This window comes from Bradyrhizobium sp. WSM471, from assembly GCF_000244915.1.
Taxonomy (GTDB): domain Bacteria; phylum Pseudomonadota; class Alphaproteobacteria; order Rhizobiales; family Xanthobacteraceae; genus Bradyrhizobium.
Genome location: NZ_CM001442.1, coordinates 1005491 through 1017249, shown reverse-complemented (window position 1 = coordinate 1017249; position 11759 = coordinate 1005491). Strand labels below are relative to the sequence as shown.

General features: G+C 63.6%; 11 protein-coding genes. 6 read left to right on the top strand and 5 right to left on the bottom strand.

The genetic code is table 11. The features are described from left to right. Window positions 1-63 precede the first annotated feature (63 nt). Window positions 64-699 (top strand): LysE family translocator, encoded by a 636-nt coding sequence (locus BRA471DRAFT_RS04765; protein WP_007605017.1) that lies wholly within the window; start codon window positions 64-66, stop codon window positions 697-699. A gap of 122 nt (window positions 700-821) precedes the next feature. On the opposite strand, the gene BRA471DRAFT_RS04760 is transcribed toward BRA471DRAFT_RS04765, so the two are convergent. Then, complete coding sequence (locus BRA471DRAFT_RS04760) at window positions 822-1448, bottom strand: glutathione S-transferase family protein (protein WP_007605016.1); 627 nt, start codon at window positions 1446-1448, stop codon at window positions 822-824. Window positions 1449-1635: 187 nt separating this feature from the next. On the opposite strand from BRA471DRAFT_RS04760, the gene pyrE reads away from it, so the two are divergent. Continuing rightward, window positions 1636-2199 carry an orotate phosphoribosyltransferase gene (pyrE, locus tag BRA471DRAFT_RS04755; protein WP_007605015.1) on the top strand — a complete coding sequence of 188 codons (564 nt, stop codon included), beginning with the start codon at window positions 1636-1638 and terminating at the stop codon, window positions 2197-2199. A 297-nt stretch (window positions 2200-2496) separates the two neighbouring features. Next, window positions 2497-3270, top strand: a complete 774-nt coding sequence (locus tag BRA471DRAFT_RS04750; RefSeq protein WP_007605014.1) for a DUF2865 domain-containing protein — start codon at window positions 2497-2499, stop codon at window positions 3268-3270. Between the two features lie 122 nt (window positions 3271-3392). Here BRA471DRAFT_RS04750 and BRA471DRAFT_RS04745 read toward each other — a convergent pair whose 3' ends face one another. Both BRA471DRAFT_RS04745 and BRA471DRAFT_RS04740 read right to left on the bottom strand, forming a co-directional pair. After that, entirely contained in the window at window positions 3393-3824 is a 432-nt protein-coding gene (locus BRA471DRAFT_RS04745; protein WP_007605013.1) for a hypothetical protein, read from the bottom strand. Window positions 3825-4244: 420 nt separating this feature from the next. Beyond that, window positions 4245-5294, bottom strand: coding sequence for an IS110 family transposase (locus tag BRA471DRAFT_RS04740; RefSeq protein ID WP_007604958.1), 1050 nt, complete (start codon window positions 5292-5294; stop codon window positions 4245-4247). A 110-nt stretch (window positions 5295-5404) separates the two neighbouring features. Here BRA471DRAFT_RS04740 and BRA471DRAFT_RS04735 point away from each other — a divergent pair, with 110 nt between their 5' ends. After that, entirely contained in the window at window positions 5405-5689 is a 285-nt protein-coding gene (locus BRA471DRAFT_RS04735; protein WP_007605012.1) for a GIY-YIG nuclease family protein, read from the top strand. A gap of 62 nt (window positions 5690-5751) precedes the next feature. On the opposite strand, the gene BRA471DRAFT_RS04730 is transcribed toward BRA471DRAFT_RS04735, so the two are convergent. Then, window positions 5752-5985 (bottom strand): hypothetical protein, encoded by a 234-nt coding sequence (locus BRA471DRAFT_RS04730; RefSeq protein WP_088931313.1) that lies wholly within the window; start codon window positions 5983-5985, stop codon window positions 5752-5754. A 229-nt stretch (window positions 5986-6214) separates the two neighbouring features. Between BRA471DRAFT_RS04730 and BRA471DRAFT_RS04725 the strand changes: the two genes are divergently transcribed. Next, window positions 6215-8731: a glycogen/starch/alpha-glucan phosphorylase gene (locus tag BRA471DRAFT_RS04725; RefSeq protein ID WP_007605010.1), complete on the top strand. Its 2517-nt coding sequence runs from the start codon at window positions 6215-6217 to the stop codon at window positions 8729-8731. 94 nt (window positions 8732-8825) lie between these two features. After that, window positions 8826-9641, top strand: coding sequence for an acyl-CoA thioesterase II (locus BRA471DRAFT_RS04720; RefSeq protein ID WP_007605009.1), 816 nt, complete (start codon window positions 8826-8828; stop codon window positions 9639-9641). 235 nt (window positions 9642-9876) lie between these two features. Here the strand turns inward: BRA471DRAFT_RS04720 and BRA471DRAFT_RS04715 are convergent, their stop codons facing one another. Next, window positions 9877-11493 carry a phosphoenolpyruvate carboxykinase gene (locus tag BRA471DRAFT_RS04715; protein WP_007605007.1) on the bottom strand — a complete coding sequence of 539 codons (1617 nt, stop codon included), beginning with the start codon at window positions 11491-11493 and terminating at the stop codon, window positions 9877-9879. Between the last annotated feature and the right edge of the window lie 266 nt (window positions 11494-11759).

Sequence of the window (11759 nt, the reverse complement as noted above, 5' to 3'; positions counted from 1 at the left end):
TGCGCGATGGCCCCACTGCGCCACCCATACTAGAAACATACCATCTCCCGCGCCGGTTCAGCCATGCCCCACACCTCCGCCCTGCTCGGCTTCGCCCTCGTCTGCCTCGGCCTCGTGCTCACGCCCGGGCCGAACATGATCTACCTGATCTCGCGTTCGATCACGCAGGGCCCAGTGGCGGGCATCGTCTCGCTCGGCGGCGTGGCGCTTGGCTTCGTGTTCTACATGCTGTGCGCGGCGTTCGGCATCACGGCGCTACTGCTCGCCGTTCCCTTCGCCTATGACGCGCTGCGCTTTGCCGGCGCCGGTTATCTGTTGTGGCTGGCTTGGCAGGCGGTGAAGCCGGGCGGGCGCTCGCCGTTCCAGGTGAAGCAGCTTGCGATCGACAGTCCGCGCAAATTGTTCGCGATGGGCTTCGTCACCAATCTGCTCAACCCGAAGATCGCAATGCTTTACCTCGCGCTGCTGCCGCAGTTCATCGATCCCGCCGCCGGCAGCCTGCTGGCGCAGTCTGTGGTGCTCGGCGCGATCCAGATCGCGATCAGCGTCAGCGTGAACGCCATGATCGCGCTCGCGGCAGGATCGATCGCGCTGTTTCTCGCAAGCCGGCCAAGCTGGATGCTGGTCCAGCGCTGGCTGATGGGCACGGTGCTGGCCGGGCTTGCGGTGCGGATGGCGGTCGAGGCGCGGAAGGTGTGAGGCGCGACGCTGTCATGCCCCGCGCAGGCGGGGCATCCAGTACGCCGCGGGTTCTCGGCTCAATCACTGGCGTCACAGAGTACTGGGTCACCCTCCTTCGCGGGTGACGACAGCCTCCCCCCTCAATCCAGCTTCGCCTCCATGCCCCGCTTCACCGCCGGGCGTGCCATCAGGGCCTCGTACCAGCGCTTCACATTGGGGAAGTCGGCCAGGTCAACCTTGTGGCGAGGGTGACGCCAGGCCCAGCCCAGGATGGCAAAATCGGCAACCGAGAGCCCGCCGGCGACGAAATCGCGGCCCTCCAACCGGCGGTCGAGGACGCCGTAGAGCCGTCGCGTCTCCGCCATGTAGCGCTTGAGGCCGTAGGCGCGGTCCTGCTCGTTCTCGAGCGCGATGAAATGGTGCACCTGGCCCGGCATCGGCCCGAAGCCGCCCATCTGCCACATCAGCCATTCATAGACGGGGATGCGGCCCGAAAGCGATTTCGGCAGGAATTTGCCGGTCTTTTCGCCGAGATACAGCAGGATCGCGCCCGACTCGAAGATGCTGACCGGCTTGCCGTCCGGGCCATCGGAATCGAGGATCGCGGGAATCTTGTTGTTGGGCGAGAGCTTCAGGAACTCCGGCGCCATCTGTTCGCCCTTGCTGATATTCACCGGGATCACCTTGTAGGGCAGTCCCATCTCCTCCAGCGCAACCGAGACCTTGCGGCCGTTCGGCGTGTTCCAGGTGTGCAGCTCGATGGTCATTTGTCGCGTTTCCTTGCCCAGTCTTCTTGCCCCAGATATCCCGCATCCACCTACTCCAGAACGTTGCACCCCCACAACCGGCGGGCCGGGATGGCCGATCCCTGTTGACGGGGGAAGCCCCCTCTGGAATGTCGGGGCCGTCGCGGATAAATTCCGCCACTTCCAAAAACGCTCCCGAGGGCCCGCCGTGTCTAAATCAGCCTCCCGCGCCCGCCTGTTCGAGATCATCCGTCGGCGCTCCTTCGGCCGCGGCGAGGTGACGCTCGCGTCGGGCCGCAAGAGCGACTTCTATTTCAACCTCAAGCCGACCATGCTCGACCCGGAGGGTGCGACCCTGCTGGCCGAGCTGACCTATGAGGCGCTCAAGGACGACAATCTCGATTTCATCGGCGGGCTCGAGATGGGCGCGGTGCCGCTGGCCGGCGCGCTGGCGCAGATCTCCTGGATCAAGGGCCATCCGATCGCAGCCTTCTTCGTGCGCAAGAAGCCGAAGGAGCATGGCGCGAAGCTCGCGATCGAGGGGCTGCCCAGGGGCGAGACGCTGGAGGGCAAGCGCGTCGTGATCGTCGAGGACGTCACCACCACCGGCGGCTCGGCGATGAAGGCGGTGGAAGCGGTGCGCGAGACCGGCGCGGAAGTGGCGCTGGTGCTGACCATGGTCGACCGCGAGGAAGGCGCCGACGACACCTTTGGCGCGGCCGGCCTGCCATTCCGCTCGCTGTACAAGGCGTCGGAGTTCTTGAAGGCTTGATACTTCTCGTGTCCCGGGCGCGGCGCAGCGTGTAACGATGCGCCGCAGAACCGGGACCTGGCCTTGCTCCCCCATCGACATAGGCCCCGGCTCTGCAGCGCACCGCTCAAGGAGCGCTGCGCTGCGTCCGGGGCACGAGAGTCCGCGCTAAGACCTCCCCCCTCAACCGCTCATTTACCATCCCGCCTTATGGTGAATCATGTGCTGAGACCTGATGGTCCCGGCCGGTTGGTTAGCGTCGGGTGGAGTAAGCGTTTGCGTACAGTCATGTCCCATGCGCGCCGGCGGCGTCGCGCGATGCTCGTAGCCGCCACACTGGCAGCACCGCTGCTTGCGGCTCCGGCCCCGGTTTCGGCCGAAGGCCTGTTCGACTTCTTCTTCGGCGGAATGCAGCAGCAGCGGCCGCAGCGTGAGGTGCCGCAGCAGGCGAGCTCCTACGCCGATCCCTTCACCGGCCAGCAGAATGCCGCATCCCCGCAATACGTGCCGCCGACACGTTCGGCCGCGGCCGGCGGCTCGGGACCGGCGTTCTGCGTGCGCAGCTGCGACGGCAAATATTTTCCGCTGATGCGCGGTCTCACCTCGCCCGCGCAGATGTGTCAGGCCTTCTGTCCTGCGAGCGCCACCAAGATCTATTTCGGCTCCTCGATCGACGGCGCCGCGTCGCAGACCGGCGAGCGCTATGCCGATAGCGAGAACGCGTTCGCCTATCGCAAGGCGCTGCGCGCCGACTGCACCTGCAACGGCCGCGAGCCGGTCGGACTTGCTCCGGTCGATCTGGCGCTGGATTCGTCGCTCAAACCCGGCGACGTGATCGCCACCAGCGACGGCCTGGTTGCCTATACCGGCATCCGCGTCGGCAACGACCAGGCGGCGGACTTCACCCCGGTCGCCTCCTATCCCGGTCTCACTGCGCAAGTCCGCGCACGGCTCGGCGAGATGAAGGTGGCGCCGGTGCGCGCCGACACGGTGGCGGCGGATGGCCCCGCCGCGGAGATCGTGCGCGAGACGCTGCCCGACGTGACGGTGCCGAAGACACAAAAGCCGGCAAAGCGCGCGGGGCTGGATTGAAATCCTCATGGTGAGGAGCGCGGAACGCGCGTCTCGAACCATGAAGGCCCGGCTGCTGCGGCTCGGCCTTCATCCTTCGAGACGCTTGCTGCGCAAGCTCCTCAGGATGAGGGTTGAGACCGTCACCGTCCGATGATCACGCCGATCACATTCGGCGCCGCCAGATATTTCTCCTCGATCGCCGCGCGCGCGGCGGCGCGGTTATCTGCCGTGAGCAGGCCGCGCTTCTCGGCCAGGATCATCCAGCAAAACCCCCACCAGTCGGTGAGCATGCCCTGATCGTCGACGAGGTCGTAACCCTGCTCGGCGGCGAAGATGCGCGCATGCGCTTCGTCCAGCGTGTCGAGGAACAGATGGTCCTCCGACGAAAACAGATCGTCGCTGACGTCGTCGATGGTGTAGCCCCAGATCGACTGGCACACCGCGTTGAACTCGCGGTCGAACTGGTCGTCGTCGACGGCGTAGCGCCGCGCCGCCTGATGCAGCCGCGACAGCGAGCGCGCGAAATCGGCGATCCTGGTGAGGGCAAATTGATCGAAGGCAATGGTGGACATGTAGTCCTCGCGAAGTCTGGCGGACGCTAGATATTGTGTCGGCAACGCGCCGAATCACAATGATATATCAGAGACTTGCTAAAGTGTTCTTAATTTGTTCTGATGCTGGCGCGATTGTTGGAGAGCGTCGTCCTGGCGAAAGCCAGGACCCATATGTGGACGGCCCCCGTGGCACAAGAGCTTAGTGAGGTTTGATCGGATCGCTTGCATCCATATGTCCGGCCTGTTGATGCGGCTTTGTCGGACCGCTGGCCAAGATGGTTTTCGCGACACGAGTTCCAATCACCCATGCGACCTTATTCGGCCAATGGGTCCTACGGATTTGCTCGCATCTCGAACGATCGATCGCACCATCTCCTCTGCTCTTGCAGCTCCGGTTCGGCCGGTGGGGCTAACCCGCCGGTCGGCCGAATCTTTCGATCACACGGCAGCGGCCGTTTGGGCCTCGTTTTGCGCCCCTAGCCGCGCGCGATCGTATTGCTCTCCCGTCGTCATCAGCTTCCAGGCGATGCGGGCCATCTTGTTGGCCAGCGCCACCGCCGCCAGCTTCGGTGTTTTGCGCTTCAAAAGCTCGATCAGCCAGCTCGGCCCACGAGCTTTCGATTTGGCGATCTTGACCACCGAAGTTGCCCCAAGCACCAGCAGCTGACGCAAGGTCTCATCGCCTGCACGGGTTATCTTGCCGAGCCTGGTCTTTCCCGCGGTGGAATGGTCCTTTGGGGTCAGGCCGAGCCAGGCGGCAAACAGCCGTCCCGAGCGGAAGGCGTGAGGATCGGGTGCCTTCATCACCAGTGCTGCGGCGGTGACCGGACCGATCCCCGGGATCTGAGCCAAACGACGGCTCAAGGCATTGGCACGGTGCCAGGCGAGAAGCTTCGCCTCCACTGCCTTCAGCTCGACCTGCACCTGATCATATTGGCGGGCAAGCGTCGCAAACAGTTCGCGGGCCAGCGTCGGCACCCTTTCATCGTGCTCGATTGCGGCCAGGAACGAGACCAGCTTGTCCAGCCCCTTGGCCTCGATCAGACCGAACTCCGCCGCATAGCCGCGGATCATGTTGGAAAGTTGAGTGCGTCGCACGACCAGTTGTTCGCGGATGCCCAGCAGCATCAGCGCGGCCTGTTGCTCGGCGGTTTTCACCGGCACATAGCGCATCCGCGGCCGGCTCGCCGCCTCGCACAGCCCCTCTGCATCGCGCCCATCGTTCTTATTGCGCGCCACGTAGGGTTTCACCAGCTGCGGAGCGATCAGCTTGGCTGTGTGTCCCAGCTTACCTAGCTCTCGCGCCAGGACGTGAGCCGCCCCACACGCCTCGATCACCACCACCGTCGGCGGCAGCTTGGCAAAGAACTCCAGCATCCCCTTGCGGCCAAGCCGTTTGCGCAGCACGACCTGCTCCGAGGCATCCACCCCATGCAGTTGAAAGATATACTTCGACGTATCCATCCCAATGCGGATAATCTGGCTCACGGACGGCTCCTGTGAATGAGTTTCTGACAACCTCATTCTGGCACACTGATGCCGTAGGGGGCCGTCCACACCATCACCCCGGTCAGCGTTGCTTTTTGCGAGGTTGGGCCATGAGCAGCTACTTCGTCTACATTCTCGCAAGCCGCCATCACGGCACGATCTATATCGGAATCACCAATGACATCCGCGCACGGCTTGAGCTGCACCGTTCGGGTCGCGGTTCGAAGTTCGTTCTGAAATACAAGATCTTCCGCCTGGTGCACGTCGAAGTATTTGCCACTCCGCAGGAAGCTATCGCGCGCGAGAAGCAATTGAAGTTCTGGAAGCGGGACTGGAAGATCAAGCTGATCGAGGTGAAGAATCCCGACTGGAATGACCGGTCGGGCCTTCTCTGACGGTCGGGGTAATGGATCCTGGCTTTCGCCAGGACGACACCTTACTTCGTTGCACGAGCCACTCAATTCGCCGCCGACATCAACTTTTCCCCACACGCGCTCGCATAAAACTTGCCGCCGCATTGGCGCTTGATGGCGGCGCAGCGGGCGGCGGGGGATGCGTTTTGCGGGAGCGAAACCGCGCAGCTCAGGCCGTCGGCGCTGCGGCCGATCTTGCCGGCGGCGAAGGCGGCGCTGGAAGCGGTGATGCAGACGACGAGGAAGGTGGCCGCGGCGATTTCGATCAGCCGTCGCATCACAGGTCTCATCAGAGCTTTCATGGACGTCTCCTCCACACTGATGGCTGAATTGGCCGCCATTCTAGCACCTAATCCAGGTTTCCCCGTATGCGTCCGGGTTCCCAAATCGGCCCGTTCCTTGCATAATTTTACGCCAGCGCAGTGCACGGTCGCACCAGCAATGGTTCCGGTACAGAGGCAAGATGCGTAGGGTCAGTAGTGTTCTCGCGACCAGGAAGTGACGACTTTGCAAGATTCATCGTTCCAGCCCAATTTCCCCGCCCCCAACCAGCCCATCGACGAACTCGCGCTGGCTGAGATCAAGGGTGCGATCCTGGCGAAGCTGCGCCTTGCCATCGGCAAGGATGCGGGCATGGCGACCAAGCACGACTGGTACCAGGCCGCGGCGCTGGCGCTGCGCGACCGCATCGTGCATCGCTGGCTCACGGCGGAGAAACACAGCTACGATGCGGGGCGCAAGCGCGTCTATTATCTCTCGCTCGAATTCCTGATCGGCCGCCTCTTCAGCGACGCGCTGAACAATATGGGGCTGCTGAAGATCTTCGAGGTCGCACTCGGCGATCTCGGCGTCTCCTTGCCGGAGCTGCGCAAATGCGAGCCGGACGCGGCGCTCGGCAATGGCGGTCTCGGCCGCCTCGCCGCCTGCTTCATGGAAAGCATGGCGACGCTGTCGATCCCCGCGATCGGCTACGGCATCCGCTATGATTACGGCCTGTTCCGCCAGATCATCAATCAGGGCTGGCAGCAGGAATATCCGGACGAATGGCTCGGCTTCGGCAACCCCTGGGAATTGCAGCGGCCCGAAGTGATCTATGACATTCGCTTCGGCGGCGGTGTCGAGCATGTCGAAGACAAGGGTCGGGATCGCGCGATCTGGCATCCGTCCGAGACCGTGCAGGCGATGGCCTATGACACGCCGATCGTCGGCTGGCGCGGCCAGCACGTCAACGCGCTGCGGCTGTGGTCGGCACGCTCGCCCGATCCGTTGAAGCTCGACGCCTTCAACACCGGCGATTATGTCAGCGCCAGCGCCGAGCAGTCGCGCGCCGAAGCCATCTGCAAATTCCTCTATCCGAACGACGAGAGCCCGGCGGGCCGCGAGCTGCGCCTGCGCCAGGAATATTTCTTCGTCTCGGCTTCGCTGCAGGACCTGATCAAGCGGCATCTAGCATCCGACGGCCAGCTCCGCAGCCTGTCGAGCAAGGTCGCGGTGCAACTCAACGACACCCATCCGAGCCTCGCCGTCACCGAGCTGATGCGGATCCTGATCGACGATCACAATTTCCGCTGGGACGAGGCCTGGAAGATTACGGTCGCCACGCTGTCCTACACCAACCACACCCTGCTGCCCGAGGCGCTGGAGACCTGGCCGGTCGAGCTGTTCGAACGGCTGTTGCCGCGGCATCTCGAGATCATCTACCGCATCAACGTGCAGCATCTCGCGCTCGCGGAGGCGCGCGCCCCCGGCGACATCGACTTTCGCGCCTCGGTCTCGCTGATCGACGAGAGGAGCGGGCGGCGCGTGCGCATGGGCCAGCTCGCCTTCGTCGGCTCGCACCGCATCAACGGCGTCTCCGCGATGCATTCGGACCTGATGCGCGAGACCGTGTTCCACGACCTCAACCATCTCTATCCCGGCCGCATCACCAACAAGACCAACGGCATCACCTTCCGCCGCTGGCTGATGCTGGCGAACCCGAAGCTGACCGATCTATTGCGCGAGACCTGCGGCGATGCCGTGCTCGACGATCCGACGCAGCTCAGCCTGATCGAAGCCCGGGCCAGCGACGTCGAATTCCAGAAGAGGTTCCGCGCAGTCAAGCTTCACAACAAGACCGCGCTGGCCCGCCTAATCGGCGAGCGGCTCGGCATCAAGGTCGATCCGACCGCGCTGTTCGACGTGCAGATCAAGCGCATCCACGAATACAAGCGCCAGCTCCTCAACGTCATCGAGACGGTCGCGCTGTACCAGGCGATCAAGGACGATCCCAACGGCAACTGGGTGCCGCGGGTGAAGATCTTCGCGGGCAAGGCTGCGGCGAGCTACCGCTACGCCAAGCTGATCATCAAGCTGATCAACGACGTTGCGGAAGTCGTCAATAACGATCCCGCCATCGGCGGCAAGCTCAAGGTCGTGTTCCTGCCCGACTACAATGTCAGCCTCGCCGAAGTGATCATTCCCGCGGCCGACCTCTCCGAGCAGATCTCGACCGCCGGCATGGAAGCCTCCGGCACCGGCAACATGAAGCTGTCGCTGAACGGCGCCCTCACCATTGGCACGCTCGACGGCGCCAACATCGAGATCCGCGACCATGTCGGCGCGGAGAACATCGCGATCTTCGGCATGGAAGCCGGCGACGTGATGATCCGGCGCAAGCAGGGGCTGGACGCCTCCGACGTGATCCGCAATTCGCCAAAGCTCCAGCGCGCCATCAACGCGATCGGTGTCGGCGAGTTCTCGCCCGGCGATCCCGGCCGCTTCGAATCGATCGCGCATGCGCTGCGCTATCTCGACCATTACATGGTCAGCGCCGACTTCGATTCCTATTATGAGGCGCAGCGCAGCGTCGATGCGCGCTGGCAGGTGGCGCCGGCCTGGACCCGCGCCTCGATCCTCAACGTCGCGCGCATGGCATGGTTCTCCTCGGACCGCACCATCCGCGAATATGCCGAGGAGATCTGGAACGTGCCGGTGAATCCGACCACACCGCTGCTGCCGACCCTGCGCGACGTCGCAGGCTGAATTTCCGCGAGGTGAAATCGGTTACCCACGAGGTAATTGCACAAGCCGGCGGCGGACGTGATATGACGTTCGTCATTGGAAGCCGGATTGAACGATGCACGCCAAACTCCCGCACCCTTTCGACGACGCCACCCGCGTCACCGCCGGCGACTCGAGCTGGCAGGGACATACCAGCGACGACTATTGGGCCTTTGTCGGCCCGTTCGGCGGCGTCACGGCTGCGACCATTTTGCGCGCGCTGATCGAGCATCCGGAACGTGCCGGCGATCCGCTGGCGCTCACCGTCAATTACTGCGCGCCGATCGCGAAGGGGCCGTTCGATCTGGACGTGCGGCTGGTGAAGGCCAACCGCTCCAGCCAGCACTGGAGCGTCGAACTGTCGCAAGGCGGCGGCGAGGTCGCAACGCTCGCCACCGCCGTATTCGCCGAACGCCGGCCGTCCTGGGAGCACAGGGTGGCGCAATATCCGGATGCAAAGCCGTTTGAACAGACGATGCCGTTCCCGAAGATCGCGGCGTCCTGGGCCAACCAGTATGAATTCCGCTTCGTCGAGGGCGAGATGCGGATCGGCCCGCCCAAGTCCGAGCTCGCCGGCACCTACTCAAAGCTCTGGATCAGTGATCGCGAGCCGCGCAAGCTCGACATGCCGTCGCTGATGTCGATGTCGGACGCCTTCTTCGGGCGCATCTTCCACGCCCGGCGCGAGCTGGTGCCGTTCGGCACGGTGTCGCTGACGACCTATTTCCACACCGACAGCGAAGAGCTCGCGGCCGAGGACATCACCCGCGTGCTGGCGACCGCAGATTCAAAGATCATGCACAAGAGCTACGCCGACCAGAACGCCGAGCTGTGGTCGCCGAACGGAAGGCTGCTCGCGACGACCACGCAGATCGCGTATTTCAAGGCGTGAAGTATCATCCCAGCGTCGTCCCGGCGAAGTCCGGGACCCATAACCACAGGGCTTGGTTTGGCGAAGGCTCGTAGTGACGTCCTCTTCGCCGGTATCTGCACCGCACTCCCTCGATAGATCACGCGGTATGGGTCCCGGCCTTCGCCGGGACGACACCGAGTATGTGCTTGCAGTCGCGCACAAACAAAAAGGGCGGCCTCGCGGCCGCCCTTTTGCGATCAAAGACAGAACAACCTTACTCCGCCGCGAGCTTCACGTCCGGTGCGGCGGCGCGGACCTCGGCGTCGACCTGGGCTTCGAACTTGGCAAAGTTCTTCTGGAACATGCCGACCAGCGCGCGGGCGGTCTTGTCGAACTCGTCCTTGTCCTTCCAGGTGTTGACCGGATTGAGGATCTCGCTCGGCACGCCCGGCAGCGCGGTCGGGACCGCGAAGCCGAAATATTTGTCGGTGCGGAATTGGACGTTGCGAAGCGAGCCGTCGAGCGCGGCGGTGAGCAGCGCGCGCGTCACCTTGATCGGCATGCGCGAGCCGGTGCCGTACTTGCCGCCGGTCCACCCGGTGTTGACCAGCCAGCAATCGACATTGTGCTGGGCGATCAGGTCGCGCAGCATGTTGCCATAGACGCTGGGGTCGAGCGGCAGGAAGGGCGAACCGAAGCAGGTCGAGAATTCCGGCTGTGGCTCGTTGCCGAGACCGCGCTCGGTGCCCGCGACCTTCGCGGTGTAGCCCGACAGGAAGTGATACATCGCCTGCGCCGGCGAGAGCTTGGCGATCGGCGGCAGCACGCCAAAGGCGTCGGCGGCAAGCATCACCACGTTCTTCGGCTGCGGCGCGCGGCCGGTGCGCGAGGCGTTCGGGATGAATTCGAGCGGATAGGCCGAACGCGTGTTCTCGGTCTTGGAGCCGTCGTCGAAATCGACCACGCGGGTGTCTTCGTCGAGCACGCAATTCTCGAGCACTGCACCGAAGCGGGTCGAGGCGGCGTAGATCTCGGGCTCGGCTTCCTGCGACAGCTTGATGCACTTGGCGTAGCAGCCGCCTTCGAAATTGAAGACACCGTTCGGGCCCCAGCCGTGCTCGTCATCGCCGATCAGCGTGCGGTTCGGATCGGCTGACAGCGTGGTCTTGCCGGTGCCGGACAGGCCGAAGAAGATTGCGGCATCGCCCTTGGCGCCGACATTGGCCGAGCAATGCATCGGCATCACGCCGCGCTCAGGCAGATAGTAGTTCAGCGTGGTGAAGACCGACTTCTTCATCTCGCCGGCATAGTAAGAGCCGCCGATGAGCACGATCTTGCGGGCGAAATCGATCGCGACGACGTTCTCCGACTTGCAGCCATGGCGCTTCGGATCGGCGCGGAAGCTCGGCATGTCGATGATGGTGAGCTCGGGCACGAACGCCGAGAGCTCGATCGCCTCGGGACGGATCAGCAGCGTGCGGATGAACAGCGAGTGCCAGGCGAGCTCGGTGAAGACGCGGGTCTTGATGCGATAAGCCGGATCGGCGCCGCCATAGAGGTCCTGTGCGAACAGCGACTTGCCTTCGGCATGCTTGAGGAAGTCCTGGTAGAGCGTCTCGAACTGCTCTGCGGTGATCGACTGGTTGCCGGCCCACCACATCTTCTTGTCGGTGGTGGCGTCACGCACCGTGAATTTGTCCTTGGGGCTGCGGCCGGTAAACTCGCCGGTGTCGGCGCAGAGCGCGCCATCGGCCGACAGCACCGCCTCGCCCGCCGAGAGTGAGTATTGATAGAGTTGCGGCGCACCGAGGTTCCAGTGAACCTGCTTGAGATTCTTTAAGCCGAATTTGTCGGCGCCGAAGGCACCGTTGCGCACGCCCGTCTCTTGCACGAAAAATCCTCCTAGAACCCACTCAGCGCGATCATGCTTGGCGCCGCCGCGGTCACCGTGATTACAGGCCGTTCGGCCTCGGTTGGACGACCTAATACTGATGAACGCTGGCGTTGCCAAGCTGATCCCTTAGGATTTGGTTTATTCAAGGACCGCGCCAAACGTCGCGCATGTCAGCTCTGAGCAGGCGCATCAAAAATCAACAATGATCGCGCAACCAAATGTGCGTTTCGGCGTTTCCCGAGGTTATTGCGACGCACAATGCG